Annotated in this window: 14 protein-coding genes; 8 read left to right on the forward strand and 6 right to left on the reverse strand. The window is 72.5% G+C overall.

All coding sequences use genetic code 11. The features are described from left to right. A partial coding sequence (locus tag AC2CHG_RS11635; RefSeq protein WP_484524725.1) for an ATP-binding cassette domain-containing protein occupies nt 1–1,731 on the forward strand: 1,731 nt, incomplete at its 5' end. A 40-nt stretch (nt 1,732–1,771) separates the two neighbouring features. Here the strand turns inward: AC2CHG_RS11635 and AC2CHG_RS11640 are convergent. The 4 genes from AC2CHG_RS11640 to AC2CHG_RS11655 all read right to left on the reverse strand — a co-directional run bounded on the left by AC2CHG_RS11640 (nt 1,772) and on the right by AC2CHG_RS11655 (nt 5,953). Next, nucleotides 1,772–2,839: an NADH:flavin oxidoreductase/NADH oxidase gene (locus AC2CHG_RS11640; protein ID WP_484524726.1), complete on the reverse strand. Its 1,068-nt coding sequence runs from the start codon at nt 2,837–2,839 to the stop codon at nt 1,772–1,774. Nucleotides 2,840–2,908: 69 nt separating this feature from the next. Further along, nucleotides 2,909–4,189, reverse strand: a complete 1,281-nt coding sequence (locus AC2CHG_RS11645) for a dicarboxylate/amino acid:cation symporter (protein WP_194799839.1) — start codon at nt 4,187–4,189, stop codon at nt 2,909–2,911. A 137-nt stretch (nt 4,190–4,326) separates the two neighbouring features. Beyond that, nucleotides 4,327–4,995: a DUF998 domain-containing protein gene (locus AC2CHG_RS11650; protein WP_194799760.1), complete on the reverse strand. Its 669-nt coding sequence runs from the start codon at nt 4,993–4,995 to the stop codon at nt 4,327–4,329. Continuing rightward, nucleotides 4,988–5,953: a glutathione S-transferase family protein gene (locus AC2CHG_RS11655; RefSeq protein WP_269696300.1), complete on the reverse strand. Its 966-nt coding sequence runs from the start codon at nt 5,951–5,953 to the stop codon at nt 4,988–4,990. The genes AC2CHG_RS11650 and AC2CHG_RS11655 overlap by 8 nt, the downstream gene beginning before the upstream one ends. Before the next feature lie 87 nt (nt 5,954–6,040). Here AC2CHG_RS11655 and pcaF point away from each other — a divergent pair, with 87 nt between their 5' ends. The 6 genes from pcaF (at nt 6,041) to AC2CHG_RS11685 (ending at nt 13,091) form a co-directional block, all read left to right on the forward strand. Further along, on the forward strand, nt 6,041–7,246 hold the full coding sequence (gene pcaF / locus AC2CHG_RS11660; protein ID WP_194799762.1) for a 3-oxoadipyl-CoA thiolase: 1,206 nt from the start codon (nt 6,041–6,043) through the stop codon (nt 7,244–7,246). Between the two features lie 116 nt (nt 7,247–7,362). Further along, the gene (locus AC2CHG_RS11665) at nt 7,363–8,181 is read left to right on the forward strand and encodes an SAM-dependent methyltransferase (protein ID WP_194799763.1); all 819 of its coding nucleotides are present in this window, start codon (nt 7,363–7,365) and stop codon (nt 8,179–8,181) included. Nucleotides 8,182–8,186: 5 nt separating this feature from the next. Further along, on the forward strand, nt 8,187–10,337 hold the full coding sequence (locus AC2CHG_RS11670) for a putative bifunctional diguanylate cyclase/phosphodiesterase (protein ID WP_194799764.1): 2,151 nt from the start codon (nt 8,187–8,189) through the stop codon (nt 10,335–10,337). Nucleotides 10,338–10,346: 9 nt separating this feature from the next. Further along, entirely contained in the window at nt 10,347–10,847 is a 501-nt protein-coding gene (locus AC2CHG_RS11675; RefSeq protein ID WP_194799765.1) for a DUF456 domain-containing protein, read from the forward strand. A 262-nt stretch (nt 10,848–11,109) separates the two neighbouring features. Next, entirely contained in the window at nt 11,110–12,684 is a 1,575-nt protein-coding gene (locus AC2CHG_RS11680) for an amino acid permease (RefSeq protein ID WP_194799766.1), read from the forward strand. Nucleotides 12,685–12,713: 29 nt separating this feature from the next. Beyond that, the gene (locus AC2CHG_RS11685) at nt 12,714–13,091 is read left to right on the forward strand and encodes a nuclear transport factor 2 family protein (RefSeq protein ID WP_194799767.1); all 378 of its coding nucleotides are present in this window, start codon (nt 12,714–12,716) and stop codon (nt 13,089–13,091) included. 33 nt (nt 13,092–13,124) lie between these two features. On the opposite strand, the gene AC2CHG_RS11690 is transcribed toward AC2CHG_RS11685, so the two are convergent. Beyond that, on the reverse strand, nt 13,125–14,405 hold the full coding sequence (locus AC2CHG_RS11690) for an MFS transporter (protein WP_484524727.1): 1,281 nt from the start codon (nt 14,403–14,405) through the stop codon (nt 13,125–13,127). Between the two features lie 88 nt (nt 14,406–14,493). Here AC2CHG_RS11690 and AC2CHG_RS11695 point away from each other — a divergent pair, with 88 nt between their 5' ends. Beyond that, the gene (locus tag AC2CHG_RS11695; RefSeq protein ID WP_194799769.1) at nt 14,494–15,423 is read left to right on the forward strand and encodes an ArsR/SmtB family transcription factor; all 930 of its coding nucleotides are present in this window, start codon (nt 14,494–14,496) and stop codon (nt 15,421–15,423) included. Nucleotides 15,424–15,668: 245 nt separating this feature from the next. Here the strand turns inward: AC2CHG_RS11695 and AC2CHG_RS11700 are convergent, their stop codons facing one another. Further along, nucleotides 15,669–16,859, reverse strand: coding sequence for a serine hydrolase domain-containing protein (locus AC2CHG_RS11700; protein WP_484524728.1), 1,191 nt, complete (start codon nt 16,857–16,859; stop codon nt 15,669–15,671). Between the last annotated feature and the right edge of the window lie 26 nt (nt 16,860–16,885).

Below are 16,885 nucleotides of genomic sequence, written 5' to 3' on the forward strand. Positions count from 1 at the left end.
CCCGCGACCCGGCCGGCCGCCGTGCCGCGCGCCGACCCGCCACCCGCGCCGCCCTTGCCGCCCGCGCGGACCATGCGGGAGATCTTCCGGCTGGGCACCAACGACACCCGGTACGGCCTGCTCTCGGTCGGCCTGTTCATCGTGATGACGGTGCTCGGCATGGACGGCGCGGTGCTGCCCTGGCTCTGGGCCGACCTGATCGGCGGAGGCGACCCGTGGCTGCCGGCGCTGGGCATCGTGGCCGCGCTGCTCGTGGTGCTGCCGCTGCCGTACCTGACCAATTTGTGGTTCCCGCAGTGGTGGATCCGGCAGATGCTGCGGATCAGCGCCCGGCTGGTGCACGGGCAGACCGGCGCGCGCCGGGTCAGCGGGCACACCCCGGCCGAGGTGGTGGCCCAGGGCGGCGACACCGACCGGGTGGTGCACCTGGCCGACAACCTGATGGACCAGTTCATCTCGCTGGTCATCGTGGTCGCCATGACGCTGGTGACGGGCAGTCTCGTACCGGCGATGTTCTTCGTCGGCACGATGGTGGTCTCCGGGCTGGCGGCGACGCTGTTCGCGCCCCGGCTGGAACGCACCGCGGCCGGCACGGTGAAGGCGCGCGCCGCGTTCGCCACCGCGCTGGTCTCCGCGCTGTCCGCCGCCCGTACGGTCAAGCTGGCCGGCGCGACCCGCCCGGTGCTGCGCCACCTCGCCCGGCTGGACGAGGTACGCAGCGAGCGGCAGCGACGCGAGATCGCCATGCAGGTGTGGGCCCGGTCCACTCCGTCGGTCGCCAGCGGCCTGCTGCCGATCGGCGCGTGGGCGCTCTACCTGGCCGGGGAGCTGTCGGCGGGTGCCACGCTGGTGGCCGTGTCCACCCTGGCCGCGGCCCGCTGGTTCGCGTGGACCACCGCGTCGCTGGTCTCGCAGTACCCGTCGGCGCGGGTGTGGACGAAGCGGACGGTGGCGATGACCGGCGAGGCCGTGTACGCGGCGCCGGTGCCCGGCCTGGACCTGGTCGCCGGCACCGCGCCCGCGCCCGAGCCGCCGCCCCGGCACCCGCTGCGCCGCCTGGAGCTGGCCGGCTTCGGTGCGCTGCACTCCGACGGCACGCTCGCCGTCCGCGACGTGGACCTGGTGGTCGAGCGCGGGCAGTTGGTGCTGGTCGTCGGCCCGGTCGGGTCCGGCAAGTCGTCGCTGCTGCGCGCGCTCGCCGGGATCGTGCACCACGTCGGCGAGCTGCGCTGGAACGGTGACCCGGTGACCGAGCCGGAGATGTTCCTGCGTCCCAACCAGGTCGGGTACGTGGGCCAGATGCCCCGGGTGCTCTCCGGCACGGTGGCCGACAACATCGCGCTCGGCCACCAGGTGGACGCCGCCGGGGCGGTCACCACCGCCCAGCTCGAACACGACCTGGCCGCGGCCGGGGGCGGGCTCGGGTTGCTGATCGGGCACAAGGGCACCCGGCTGTCCGGCGGTCAGCTCCAGCGGCTGGCGCTGGCCCGGGCGCTCGCCCCGCGTACCGAGCTGCTGGTGGCCGATGACGTGTCGTCGGCGCTGGACGTGAGCACGGAGCTGGCTCTGTGGGCGGCGTTGCGCGAGCACGGGGTCACTGTGGTCGGCTCGACCGCGAAGCGGGCCGCGCTGGTCCGGGCGGACCACGTGGTGGTGCTGATCGACGGCACGGTGGCCGACCAGGGCACCTGGACCGACCTGGAACCCCGCTGGAACCACCTGGCCGGCTGACCTCTCGGGGTCTTCCCCGTCGCACGGGCGGGGCGGACGGTCAGAAGGCTCGGGTGTACTGGTCGGGCCAGGTGGGGGCGGCGCCGAGCTTGGCGGCGGCGCGGCGCGGCCAGTACGGGTCGCGCAGCAGTTCCCGGCCCAGCAGCACCAGGTCCGCCTCGCCGCCGGCCACGATCTGCTCGGCCTGCTCGGGCTCGACGATCAGGCCCACCGCGCCGGTCGGCACCCCGGCGTCGCGGCGGATCCGGGCGGCCAGCGGCACCTGGTAGCCGGGTCCGACCGGGATGGACGCCTTGACCGCCGCGCCGCCCGAGGACGTGTCGACCAGGTCGACTCCGGCGGCGGCCAGTTCCCCGGCGAGCACCACGCTGTCCTCGACGGTCCAGCCGCCGTCGGCCCAGTCGGTGGCGGAGATCCGGGTCAGCACCGGCACCGACTCGCCGACGGCGGCGCGTACCGCGCGGGCCACGTCGAGGGTGAGCCGCATCCGGGCGGCCCGGTCACCGCCCCAGCCGTCGGTGCGCCGGTTGGTCAGCGGGGACAGGAACTCGTGCAGCAGGTAGCCGTGCGCGGCGTGGATCTCCACGGCGGCGAACCCGGCGTCCAGCGCCCGCCCGGCGGCGGTCGCGAAGGCGTCCACCACCGCCGCGATGCCCGACTCGTCCAGCGCGGTCGGCGTGCGGTACTCCGGAACGAACGGCTGGTCACCGGGGCCGACCGGGGTCCAGCCGCCCTCGGCGTCCGGCACGCCGCCGCGCGCCGGCGCCCACGGCCGGTACGTGGACGCCTTGAACCCGGCGTGCGCGAGCTGCACGGCCGGCACCGCACCCTGACCGGCGACGAACGCGGTGATCGGCCGCCACGCGTCGACGTGCGCGCCGGACCACAGGCCGGTGTCCTGCGGGCTGATCCGGCCCTCGGGCACCACTGCCGTCGCCTCGGTGATGACGAGCCCGGCCCCGCCGACGGCGCGGGAACCGAGGTGGACGCGGTGCCAGTCGGTGGGCAGGCCGTCCGGTCCGGCGCTGTACTGGCACATGGGTGCCAGCGCGATCCGGTTGGGCACTGTGACGCCGCGCAGGGCGAGCGGGGTGAACAGGGCGCTCATTGGCGAGGATCCTCCGGTCATGACTTCGGGTGCGCCCCGTTGCGCGGGACGCACCCGAAGAGGTGTGGATCAGGCGGGTACGGGGTCGAGCCGCTCGGTCTCGACCGGCTCGATCAGGTCGCGCTTGCCGGCCGAGTCGTACGCGGCCCGGTCGAGCGTGCCCTCCCGGGCGGCCACGATGGTCGGCACCACGGCCTGCCCGGCCACGTTCGTGGCGGTACGGATCATGTCCAGGATCGGGTCGATGGCCAGCAGCAGACCGGCCCCGGCCAGCGGCAGGCCCAGCGTGCTCAGGGTCAGCGTGAGCATGACGATCGCACCGGTCAGGCCGGCGGTCGCGGCCGAACCGACCACCGAGACGAACGCGATGAGCAGGTAGTCGGTGACGCCCAGGTTCACGCCGAACACCTGCGCCACGAAGATCGCGGCGAGCGCCGGGTAGATGGCGGCGCAGCCGTCCATCTTCGTGGTGGCGCCGAACGGCACCGCGAAGGAGGCGTACTCGCGGGGGACGCCGAGGCGCTCCACCGAGCGCTGGGTCACCGGCATGGTGCCCACCGAGGAGCGGGAGACGAAGGCCAGCTCGATGGCAGGCCAGGCGCCGGCGAAGAAGCGCAGCGGATTGAGCCTGCCGGCCACGGCGAGCAGCACCGGGTAGACCACGAACAGCACCAGCGCGCAGCCGACGTAGACGGCCGTGGTGAACTTCGCGAGCGGGGCGAGCAGGTCCCAGCCGTACGAGGCGACGGCGTTGCCGATCAGGCCGAGCGTGCCGATCGGGGCGAGCCGGATGACCCACCAGAGCGCCTTCTGCACGATCGACAGCAGCGAGCGGTTGAGCGACACGAACGGCTCGGCGGCGTCGCCGACGAGCAGCGCGGCGGCGCCCACCACCAGGGCGAGGAAGACGATCTGCAGGACGTTGCCCTCGACGAACGCGCCGACCGGGTTGGTCGGGACGATGCCGGTGAGGAAGTCGATCCAGGAGCCGGTGGTCTTCGGTGCGGTGGCGCCGGCCGGGTCCAGGTCGACGCCCCGCCCGGGGTCGGTGAGCAGGCCGATGCCGATGCCGATGCTCACCGCGATGAGGGCGGTGACGGCGAACCAGAGCAGTGTCTTGACGGCGAGCCGGGCGGCGTTGGCGACGCCGCGCAGGCTCACCACGCTGACCACGATGGCGGTGAAGACAAGCGGCGGCACGGCGAGCTTGAGCAGCTGGACGAAGAGGCCGCCGACGGTGTCGAGCGTGCTGGTCAGCCAGGCGAGGTCGGCGGCGCGGGCGAGGAAACCGAGCGCCACGCCGAGCACGAGGCCGAGCAGGATCTGGACGGAGAAGGGAATTCTGCGCAGGGCGGAAGTCATGGGGACGGATCCAAGGTCTGGAGAGGGAAGGCGGGCGTCGGGGGCGTGGAGCTACGCCGGACAGACGCCGCTGGCCTGCCGTCGGAGATCGACGTACAGGCGCTCGGTGAGGCACCAGACATTGGTCATCGTCGCGACACGTTACTCCCGTCCCGGGTCGGAACGGAAGGACCGTCGCCGGTGAGGCTCCTTACAGCCAGGTAGCCGGAGGTGATCAGTCCCCAGGCGGCCACCACGACCAGCAGCACCCGTTCCGACACCCCGAGCAGCGCGCTGCGGCCGACCAGCAGCAGCGCCGCCGCGACCACGACGGCCACCGGCAGCGCCAGTGCCGCGCCGACCGCCGCGATCCGCCGCAGCCCCCGGTCCGCGGCCGGGGAGAACAGCACCACGAGCATGGCGAGCACCACAGCGGCCGTCGCCGCGATGCTGGCCCCGCCGTGCACCAGGTCGGCCACCGTGGGCGCCTCGAACGGCGGCAGCGGGCAGCCCTCGCTGCACGTGACAGCGCCGGAGAGCACAGTGGCGACCGCGCCGACGCCGAGCAGCCCGGCCGCCCCGCGCAACCCCGGCGGCAGCGCCCCGGCGAGCAGCAGCAGCGACGCGGCCACCGAGAAGATCCCGATCCGGTACGCCCCGGCATACCCGCTGTCGGTGATGCCCGCCTCACTCACGTACCCGGCGGGGCCCGGACCGGGACCGGCGACCACCGCAACGGTCACCGCGGCGACGCCTGCGGCCAGGCAGACGCCGGCGAACGCGGCGGCGATCCGGCGGGCCGTGTCCTCAGCCACGTCCGTGCGGGGTGGTCCAGCCGGACAGATCGGGGCCGAGCGGCACGATCCGGGTCGGGTTGATCATGTCGTGGGTGGCGTAGTAGTGCCGCTTGATGTGGTCGAAGTCCACCGTCTCGCCGAAGCCCGGCGTCTGGAACAGGTCCCGCGCGTACGCCCACAGCACCGGCATCTCGGTGAGCTTGCGCTCGTTGCACTTGAAGTGGCCGTGGTACGCCACGTCGAAGCGCACCAGCGTGGTGAACAGGCGCACGTCCGCCTCGGTGATCGCGTCGCCCATCAGGTAGCGCCGACCGGACAGCCGCTCGCTCAGCGCGTCCAGGCGGGCGAACAGCGCGGTGAACGCCTCGTCGTACGCCTCCTGGGAGGTGGCGAAGCCGCACCGGTAGACGCCGTTGTTGACGTCCCGGTGGATCTCCGCCATCAGAGCGTCCATCTCCGGGCGCAGCTCGACCGGGTAGAGATCGGGCGCGTCCGGCGCGTGGAACCGCCGCCACTCGGTCGAGAAGTCCAGCGTGAGCTGCGGATAGTCGTTCGTCACCACCCGCCCGGTGAGCGTGTCCACGAGCGCCGGCACGGTGACCCGGCCGGTGTAGTCCCTGTCGGTGGACAGGTACGCCTCGGACAGGAAACCGATGCCGAGCACCGGGTCGAAGCCGTCCGGGTCGAGCGCGAACCGCCAGCCCCGCTCGTCCCGGATCGGGTCGACGGTGCCCAGCGAGATCACCTCGTCCAGGCCGAGCAGGCCGCGCACGATCCGGGCCCGGTGCGCCCACGGGCAGGCCCGGCACCAGATCAGCCGGTAGCGGCCCGCCTCCAGCGGCCAGCGCCCCGCCTCGTCCGGCCCGCCGCCCTCGGGTGACGTGGAGTGCGGGGTGACCCGGCCGGTGAACCGGTTGGGCTGGCGGACGAACGCGCCGCCGCCGCTTGTCTCTGCGCTGAACTGGGCCCCGGACATGCGGCAAACCTATCCGCTCCGGTCACGGATATCCTGGCGCCGGGTACCCCCACCGACCCCTTCCCACCCCCGAAGGACGTACGCGCGATGACAGTGGCCTATCTCGTTGCCGGAGTCCGTACCCCGATCGGCCGGTACGCCGGCGCCCTGGCCGGGGTCCGCCCGGACGACCTGGCCGCGCACGTCGTCCGCGAGCTGGTGGCCCGCCACCCGTCTGTCGACTGGGCCCGCACCGACGACGTGATCCTGGGCTGCGCCAACCAGGCCGGTGAGGACAACCGCAACGTGGCCCGGATGGCGGCGCTGCTCGGCGGCCTGCCGGAGGAGGTGCCGGGCAGCACCGTCAACCGGCTCTGCGGCTCCGGCCTCGACGCGCTCGCCTCCGCCGCCCGCGCGATCGTCGCCGGGGAGGCCGACCTGGTGGTGGCCGGTGGCGTGGAGAGCATGAGCCGGGCGCCGTTCGTCATGCCGAAGGCGGCCACGCCGTTCGCCCGCACCGCCGAGGTGTACGACACCACGATCGGCTGGCGGCTGGTCAACCCGCTGATGCGCAAGGGCTGGGGCGTCGACTCGATGCCGGAGACGGCGGAGAACGTGGCGGCCGAGTTCGGCGTGGACCGGGCCGCGCAGGACGCCTTCGCGTACCGGTCGCAGCAGCGGGCCGCCAAGGCGCAGGCCGACGGCCGGCTGGCCGAGGAGATCGTCCCGGTGACGGTGCCCGCCGGCAAGCGGGAGTCGAAGCTGGTCGAGGCCGACGAGCACCCGCGCGAGACGACGCTTGCGAAGCTCGCCACGCTGCCCACCCCGTTCCGCGAGGGCGGCACCGTCACCGCAGGCAACTCCTCCGGCGTCAACGACGGCGCCGTCGCGCTGCTCGTCGCCTCCGCGGCCGCCGTCGAACGCTATGGCCTCACCCCGCTGGCCCGGGTACGCGGCGCCGCGTCCGCCGGCGTACCGCCGCGGATCATGGGCATCGGCCCGGTCCCGGCGACCCGCAAGCTGCTCGACCGGACGGGCCTGTCGCTCGTCGACGTGGACGTGATCGAGCTGAACGAGGCGTTCGCCGCGCAGTCCGTGGCGGTGCTGCGTGAGCTGGGCCTGCCGGAGGACGCCGAGCACGTCAACCCCGGCGGCGGTGCCATCGCGTTGGGTCACCCGCTCGGTGCCAGCGGCGCCCGGCTGGCGTTGACCGCCGCGCTGGAACTACGCCGGCGGGGCGGCCGGCGGGCGCTCGCCACCATGTGCATCGGCGTCGGCCAGGGCATCTCGCTGCTGCTGGAATCGGCCGGCTGAACCGGGCCGCCGGCATCGCCCGCTGTGGATCTCCCGAACCCCGCCGTACCGGCCTAGAGTGGTCTGGACCACATGATCCGCCATCGACGGCGGACGACGACCTGGGGGACCGAGCGATGCAGACGCCGGAGAGCCTGCCCACCGAGATCGACCTGAGCCGGCCGAGCGCCGCTCGGGTCTACGACTACTTCCTCGGTGGGGCGCACAACTTCGAGATCGACCGGCAGCTCGCCGAACAGATCGCGGCCATGACGCCGAACCTGGCCGCCACCATGCGCGCCGGGCGGGAGTTCCTGCGCCGGGCCGTACGGGTGCTGCTCGACGCCGGCATCGACCAGTTCCTCGACATCGGCTCCGGCATCCCCACCGTCGGCAACGTGCACGAGGTCGCCCAGGCCGCCAACGCGGACGCCCGGATCGTGTACGTCGACATCGACCCGGTCGCCGTGGCGCACAGCCACGAACTGCTCGCCGGCAACGACCGGGCCACCGCGGTCCTGGCCGACCTGCGCGAGCCGAAGCTGATCCTGGACCACGCCGCCGCCAGCGGCCTGATCGACTTCGACCGGCCGCTGGGCATCCTGCTCGCCGGCGTGGTGCACTTCGTGCCCGACGCCGACCGCCCGGCCGACATCCTGGCCACCCTGCGCGCCGCCGCCGCACCCGGCAGCTACCTGGTCATCTCCCACTCCACGTTCGAGGACCAGCCGCAGGAGATGCTGGACGCGCAGCGGCTGTCGGCGCGTACCGCCACCGAGATCACGCTGCGCTCGCGGGCCGAGATCACCGGCTTCTTCGGCGACTGGACGATCCTCGAACCGGGCGTGGTGCACATGCCGCTGTGGCGGCCCGACTCCCCGTCGGACGTGGACGAGCACCCGGAGCGGTTCGGGGCCTTCGGCGGCGTCGCCCGGCACGACCGCGCCGCCGGCTGAACCCCATGCGCGCCCCGGACAGCGACGGGGGAGACGTCAGCCGGCCCGGCGCCGCCGCGTACGCCGCCGAGTGGGCTCGCGCGGTGCGTCGCATCGGGTTCGTGCCGCTGAGCGCGGCCGAGACCGAGCGCCTGCTGGTGCCGCTCACCGAGCGGCTCGGCGAGGCCCTGCTCGCCCCCACCTTCTCCGCCGGCCCGGCGGAGGAGGTGGGGCGTGCCCTGGTCCAGGCGCACCTCACCGAGCCGGGCGTGCTCGACTGGTCGGTGCAGGCGCTCGGTGACCGGTTCCTGCCCTGGGTGCTGCCGTCACGCACCGAGTCGCCGGAGCTGCGCGAGCGGGTGGCGCTGCTGCAGGGCGCGTTCGCTGCCGGGTTCGCCCGCGCGCTGCGCGACCGGGTCTTCAGCCAGCAGGAGCGGATCGCCCGGTCGGCGTGGCAGGCCCGGGACACCGTCGAGCAGGCGCTGCGCGACAGCGAGGCCCGCTTCCGGGCGGTCTTCACCGGCGCCGTCATCGGCATCGGCATCGCCGGGGTGGACGGGCAGATCATCGAGGTCAACCAGGCGTTCGCGGACATGCTCGGCTACACCGTCGCGGAGATGCGGCGGATGAACGTGTCGGCGCTGGCCTATGCCGACGACGCGGCCGGGATGTGGGAGCTGTACAAGGAGCTGATCGAGGGCAAGCGGGACAGCGCCCGGGTGGAGAAGCGCTACTACCGCAAGGACGGCAGCGTGGTCTGGACCGACCTCGCGGTCTCGCTGATCCGGCACGACGACGGCCGGCCCCGGTTCACCGTCGCGATGGTGGAGGACATCACCCAGCGGTACGAGCTGCAGCAGCGGCTGCGCTTCCAGGCGCTGCACGACCCGCTGACCGGCCTGCCCAACCGGACGCTGTTCTTCGAACAACTCGGCGAGGTCTTCGACGGCGCCGGCCCGGACCAGCGCGTCGGCCTCTGCTTCATCGACCTGGACGGCTTCAAGGCGGTGAACGACAGCCTCGGCCACGACCTGGGCGACCGGCTGCTCAAGGTGATCGCCCGCCGGCTCAGCGACTGCGTGGCCGGGCGCGGTCACCTGGTGGCCCGGATGGGCGGCGACGAGTTCGTCATCCTGGTCGACTCCGACGGCGGCATCGACGACGCGGTGGAGGTCGCCGAACTGGCCCTGGCCGCGGTGTCCGCGCCGGTGCACGTCGGCGACCAGCAGCTGGCCGTATCGGCGAGCATCGGCATCGTGGAGTGCCCGGCGGCGGAGACGAGCGTCGGTGACCTGATGAAGGCCGCCGACACCACGCTCTACTGGGCCAAGGCGGAGGGCCGGGGCCGCTGGGCGGTGTACGACCCGGAGCGCAGCGCCGCCGACATCGCCCGTTCCGCGCTGGCCGCGAACCTGCCCGCCGCGCTGGACCGGGGCGAGTTCGTGCTGCACTACCAGCCGATCGTGTCGCTGCTGGACGGCACGATGGTGGCGGTCGAAGCGCTGGTGCGCTGGCAGCACCCGGAGCTGGGACTGATCGGGCCGGACCGCTTCATCGGGCTGGCCGAGGAGACCGGCCTGATCGTCCGGCTCGGCGCCTGGGTGCTGCGTCAGGCGTGCCGCGACGCCGAGTCGTGGCGGCGTGCGTACCCGGACACCACGCCGGTGGTCAGCGTCAACCTGGCCGCCCGGCAGGCCGACGACCCGGCCATCGTGGAGACGGTGGCCGAGGCGTTGCAGCACACCGGCCTGCCGGCCGAGCTGTTGCAGCTGGAGCTGACCGAGAGCGCCGTCATGGGCAGCGCCGGTGAGCCGCTGCGGACGCTGCACCAGCTCGCCGGCCTCGGGCTGCGGCTGGCTATCGACGACTTCGGCACCGGCTACTCGAACCTGGCGTACCTGCGGCGGCTGCCGATCCACTGCGTGAAGCTGGCCGGCCCGTTCGTCGAGGGGATAAAGGGTGACGGCGGGGACGTGGCCGCCGACCACCGGGACGAGCGGATCGTGGACGCGCTGGTCCGGCTGGCGCACGCGCTGGAGCTGTCGGTGACGGCCGAGGCGGTGGAGACCGAGGTACAGGCCGAACGGCTGCGCGCGCTGCGCTGCGACACCGGGCAGGGCCGGCTGTTCGGCGCACCCGTGCCCGCCGACGGCATCCGCGCCCGCCTGGGCGGGTAGGAGAGAACTGTGAGCCTTACCGATTCGCAGGCCGTGGTGTCGGTGGTCGCCGCGCTGGCGATCGTCGCCGGCCTGGCCGGAGTGATCGTGCCGGGGCTGCCGGCTCTGCCGCTGTGCTGGGGCGGGGTGCTGGTGTGGACGCTGTTCGGCGACGCCGGGCCGGGCCGCTGGGCGGTGCTCGCCGCCGCCACCGCGATCGCCGCCGGCGGCACCGTGCTCAAGTACCTCTGGCCGGGGCGCAACCTGAAGCGGACCGGCGTGCCCACCACGTCGCTGCTGGCCGGCGGACTGCTCGGCGTGGTCGGGTTCTTCGTGATCCCGGTGATCGGGCTGCCGATCGGCTTCGTCGGCGGGATCTTCGGCGCGGAACGGCTGCGGCTGGGCGATACCCGCCTCGCCTGGCCGGCCACGGTGCAGGCACTCAAGGCGGCCGGGCTGTCGATGGTCCTGGAGTTCACCGCCGGCCTGATGATCGCCGCGCTGTGGGTCGCGGGGCTGCTGTTCGTCTAGAGGTGCGGCGGCGCGGGGCGTCCGGAGGGTACGGCAGTTCGCCGTACATCAGTGAGAGAGAGGTGGACGCCGCGCGCCGCCGCGGACCGGGCGTTGCCGAGCGCCCGGTGCCGGCCCGTCGGGTCGGGCCTGGTCACGCCCACAATGATGCCCCGGGTGGGATCGGGCGACAACGCAATTACCGGGGTACGTATTGACCACCTTGATCGGCCGGGAGCACACTGCGAGCACTCGCACGAGCATCGCCTCGAGGAGGTGTGCAGTGGCCACGACGCCCGCGCCGACCGCCGAGCAGCCGATGGACGACGACGCCCGACGACTCGCCGAACTCGGCTACAAACAGGAGCTGCGCCGCAAGTGGAGCGGCTTCTCCAACTTCGCGATCTCGTTCTCCATCATCTCGATCCTGGCCGGCTGCTTCACCACGTTCGGTCAGGCGTGGAACAACGGCGGCCCGGTGGCGATCTCCTGGGGCTGGCCGCTGATCTCGCTGTTCATCCTGATCATCGGCTTCTGCCTGGCCGAACTGGTGTCCGCGTACCCGACAGCGGGCGGGATCTACTGGTGGGCGGCGACGATGGGCCGGCCGGTGCACGGCTGGTTCACCGGCTGGCTCAACCTGATCGGGCTGGTCGCGGTGACCGCGTCGGTCGACTACGGCTGCGCCACGTTCCTCAACTTGACGCTGTCGGCGTTGTTCGACGGCTGGGCCGGCACCGGGCACCAGACGTTCGGGCTGTTCGTGGTGATCCTCGCGCTGCACGGGCTGATCAACATCTACGGGCACCGGATCATCGACGTACTCCAGAACGTCTCGGTCTGGTGGCACGTGGCCGGCGCGGCCGCCGTGGTGCTGATCCTGGTCCTGGTCCCGGACAACCACCAGAGCTTCCAGTTCGTGTTCACCGAGCGGTTCAACAACTCCGGCTTCGGGGACGGCGACACCGGCGGGCTGGCGTTCTGGTTCTACGTGCTGCCACTGGGTTTCCTGCTCACGCAGTACACGATCACCGGCTTCGACGCCTGCGCGCACGTCTCCGAGGAGACCCGGGGCGCGTCCAAGGCCGCCGCGCAGGGGCTGTGGCGGTCGATCTTCTACTCGGCGGTGGGTGGCTGGATCCTGCTGCTGGCGTTCCTGTTCGCGGCCACCGACGTGGACGCCATAAACGAGGCGGGCGGCTTCTCCGGGGCGATCTTCGAGAGCGCGCTGACGCCGTTCTTCTTCAAGGCCGTCATCATCATCTCCACCATCGGGCAGTTCTTCTGCGGCATGAGCTGCGTGACGTCGATGTCGCGGATGGCGTACGCGTTCAGCCGGGACCGCGCGGTGCCCGGCTGGAGACTCTGGTCGAAGGTGAACCGCAACGGCACGCCCGTCAACGCCATCATCGGCGCGACGCTGGCCGGGCTGGTGCTCACGCTGCCCGCGCTCTACCAGCGTGGCGGCATCCCGGTCGCGTTCTACGCGGTGGTGTCTGTCGCGGTGATCGGGCTGTACCTGTCCTTCATCATCCCGATCTTCCTGCGGCTGCGGATGGGCGACCGGTTCACCCCGGGCCCGTGGACGCTCGGCCGCCGCTACAAGCTGCTCGGCTGGATCGCGGTGGTCGAGATCGCGGTCATCTCGGTCTACTTCGTGCTGCCGATCGTCCCGGCGGGTGTACCAGGCAACCCCGACTTCAGCTGGACGGCGGTGAACTACGCGCCCATCGCCATCGGTGGCGTACTGCTCGGCGTCGCCATCTGGTGGTACGCCTCGGCCCGCAAGTGGTTCACCGGCCCGCGCCGCACCGTCGACCAGGCCGAACCCGAACCCGAGCCCGCCGAGCCGTCGTAGCTGTCGGTGGGTCCTGCCATCATCCGGTAATGGACTCGGAAGCGGTGGTACGCGCGTTGTGGGAGCGCATGCAGGCCCGGGACTGGGCCGGCGTCGGCGAGCTGCTGGCCGACGACGTGGTGGTGGAGTGGCCGGCCAGCGCCGAGCGGATCGTGGGCCGCGACAACTACGTGAAGATCAACGCCGAGTACCCGGAGGGCTGGTCGATCCGGGTACTGCGGGTGGTGGCGGCGGGCGAGACGGTCGTGTCCGAAGTGGAGGTGCCGCACGAGGGGATGGGCGTGCACCGGGTCGCGTCGTTCTGGACCGTGCGCGACGGGCGGATCGTCGACGGTCGGGAGTACTGGACGAGCCTCGGTGCGGACCCGTCCCCGCAGTGGCGGTCCGCCTGGGTCCGGCCGATGTGACGCGTCAGCGTCGGCACCTCGGATCGCGGCGAGTCAGTCGCGATCCGTGGAGGCGTTCGCGCGGGCTTCCAACCGCCGGAACTCCGGCGAGCTGACCGTACGCAACGTCACCGCGATCACCAGGGCACACAGCGCTGCCCCGCCCCAGAAGACCGCTCTGACGCCGATCAGTTCCGCGGTGAAGCCGGCGAGCAGAGCCCCGAGCGGCATCGATCCCCAGCTGGTCAGGCGACTCACCCCGCTGTAGCGCCCCATCATCGCATCGGGGACGACGAGCGCGCGCAGTGAGCTGTAGGTGACGTTCCAGGCGCCGCTGCCGGCGCCGCCCAGGAGGGTGGTCACGGCGATCAGCGGGGGTGACGAGGAGATCGCCGGTGCCGCCAGCAGCACGGCGAAACAGGCCATCGACGCGGTGAGGACGACCGGCCTTCCCAGCCGGCGGGTGAGCGCCGGCGCGACACCGGCGCCCAGCACGCCGCCCACTCCCAGGGCGCCGATCAGCAGTCCGTACTCCGAGCGGCTGAGGTCCAGCGGTCCGGGCGCGACCGCATAGACGACGATGACCGACATCCACGCCGCCCAGCAGCCACTCGCCGCGCCGGCTACCAGCAGCAGCGTCCGCAACACCCGCTCCCGCCACACGTACCGGACGCCCTCCCGGATGTCGGCACGAAGGCCGGACGCGCTCGGCGTCGAGCCGGGGTGGCGGTTGCTGCGATAGGGACCGGTCATGAGCACCAAGGCGAGCAGCGCGCCGGCATAGCCGACGCCTCCGGCGCCGAGCGCGACGGCCAGCCCGGCGGCAGCCAGCAGCCCGCCCAGAGGAGGCCCGATGAACTCGTTGGCGACGGTCTCGGTCGCGGTCAACTTGGCGTACGCGGACTCCATGCGGTTCCGGGGGACGACCATCGGCACCACCGACATCCGGGTGGTGTCGGTGAACACCTCGGCGATGCCGAGTGCCAGTGCTCCCGCGTACAGGCCGGCCAGCGGCAGCGCGTCCGCGAGGAAGCCGGCGACGAGCACGGCCAGGATCAGGGCGCGCACGACGGTCGAGGCCATGATCAGGCGTCGGCGGTCGACCCGGTCGGCGAGGACGCCGGCGGGCAGCGAGAACAACAGCCAGGGCAGGGTGTTGGCCAGAGTGGTGCCGGCGACCAGTGCGGGGGAGTCCGTCATCGACACGGCCACCAGGGGCAGGGTCAGCTTGACGACGCCGTCGGCCAGGTTGGTGATCCCGACACCGGCCCACAACGCCCTGAAGTTCCGCCCGCCCACGGTCCGCGGTTCGGTCGACTGAATGACGCTCTGCATGGCCGGCAGCTTGAGGTATCGCGCGGTGCGACCCTAGAGTTTCGACTGGAGGCGAAACGTGGCGGTGTTCCTGGTCGACGCAGAAGTGATGGCGCAGGCACGTTTCGGCACGTCACAACTCACCGAGACGTTGGGGGCGCTCAACATCCTGCGCCGAGGTCAGCCGCTTCCGTGGCACCGGGCCTGGCGGGACCAGCACGCCGACGCATTCCGAGGTTTCCTCGACGGCGACCCCGTGACCGCGGCCATCGTGGCGCACGCCATGTCGCCCTCCTGGATGGCCGACTTCATGACGGTGCCTCCCGCCCGTCCGAACATGACGCTCGACGACGAGATCGTGGCGCTGGAATCGCTGCCGGACGAGCGGATCCGAGCGGATCTGGCCCGCGTACGCTCCCCGCTGCCCCCCGAGTTGCGCGGTCCAGGGTTGGCGGGCCGGGCTGCTGCTCTGCTGCGCTGGGTCTGGCACCACACGATCGAGGCGGACTGGCCGCGCCGGCAATCGGTACTGCGCGCCGACGTGGTGTCCCGGATCTCCCGCCTGGGCAGGGACGGATGGGCCGGGGTCATCGACGACATGCGGCCGGGCATGTGCTGGCTCGGCGACGGCCGGTTGCAGGTCGAGGAACGGCCCTACCCGCCGTTCGACGTACGGGGCGGGGAGCTGACCTTCTTCGCGGCCCACTGCCGGGGAGGCTGGGTCTCCTGGAGGTTGCCCGACCGGTTCGGGATCGTCTATCCGGTGACGGGGATCTTCGCCGGGGCGCCTCTCGGCACGCCGGATCCTCTGCGGCGTCTGCTCGGTGACGCACGGAGCCGGATCCTGGTGCAGGCGGCCGAACCGATCAGCACCACCGCATTGGTCGCCGCGACCGAACTGCCACTGGGCACTGTCGGGGGTCACCTGCGCGTGCTGACGGAGGCCGGCCTGCTTCAGAAGCGCCGGTCGGGCCGCGAGGTCTTCTACTGGTGGACCGACGCGGCCCGGGCGCTCGTGGCCGGTGCCTCATCGTTCTGACGTGACTGATCCCGGGCCGCGCTGTCCGCGTACCCCCGGGTCAGCTCGTGGGGCGACGGTGGGTGAGCGGTAAACGGAGGACGCGGTCGTCGGCCGCCGTCGTGCCGCGACCGTCGAGGTTGCTCGTCGCCACCCACAGCGGGCCGCCCTGCGGCGGCTGAGCTGGGCCCCGCCTACCGCAGAAATGGGCCCGACCCGCGTGCTCGCCGGTCGGGCTCTCGTTCACGGCACGCGGCTTGGTCCGGTCACAACCGGCCGCACAGCGCGTTCTGGATCAGCGTGTCGGCGCCGCGTTGCTGCCCGAGCATGTGGTCCAGCGAGTCGCCGAGCGAGGCGGACATGGACACGACGGCGCTGCGCCGGCCGTCGTCGCTGACGCCGGTGACGGTGATGTAGCCGCCGTCGCCGCCGTCGTGGCCCCAGTAGACGCCCCCGCAGGGCAGCGGGCGGCTGACCAGGCCGAGCCCGTAGCGACCGCCCGGCCAGATCGCGCCGATTTCCTCGTTGATCCCCTCCGTGCGTCTCATCTCGGCCAGTTGTGCGGGGCCCAACAGCCGGCCGCCCAGCAGGGCCCGGAAGAACCGGTCGAGGTCTCGGGTGCTGGAGACGATGGAGTCCGGGTCGACCAGAACCTGCTCGGTGACGTCCACCAGCTCACCGGTCTCGAACAGTTGGTATGCCCGGGCGTGCGGCCGGGGCAGGGACGGCGAGGTGCCGGGCCAGGTGGTGTCGTGCAGGCCGAGCGGACGGACGATCCGGTCGGTGACCTCCTGTCGCAGCGACCGGCCGGTGACCCGCTCGATGATCATGCCGGCCAGGACGAAGCCGGTGTTGGAGTAGTTCCAGCCCGCTCCGGGTGCGAAGTCCGGCCGGTGGTTCATCGCCCGCGCCACGAGTTGCTCGCGTGTGTAGACGTCGTACCGCTGCTGGAGGTATTCCTCGGGCGTGGTGTAGCCGGGCAGGTCGTCGTGGATGCCGCTGGTGTTCTGCAGGAGGTGACGCACGGTGATCCGGTGGCCGTCGTTGCCGTTGCCGCGGACCACGCCCGGTAGCCACCGCTCGACTGTGTCGTCGAGGGACAGCCGGTGCTCCTCGACCAGTTGTAGGAGGACGGCGGCTTCGAACGCCTTGCGGGTACTCGCGATCCGGAAGCGCCCGGTCGGTGGCACCGGGCGTCCGGTGGCACGGTCGGCAACGCCGCTGGTGGCGATGAGGTGCCGGCCGTCGGCGGTGGTCACCCGGGCTTGGACGCCGGTCACCCCGAGGGCGTGGATCGCGTCGGTGTTCCGTTGCAGCCGGCTGTCCGGGTGGCCCGGACGGGTCGCCGATCCTTCCGCGGGGCCGAGCCCGATGACCGCGACTCCGAGGGCGACAAGTCCGGCCGCCGCACCCGACGCGACTCGTCGTAGCGAGGGAATTCTGCTGTTCGATCTCATGCCGTCGACGCTAGGAGCGGCTTCGG

The sequence above is a fragment of the Micromonospora sp. ATLC20 genome (assembly GCF_057196585.1).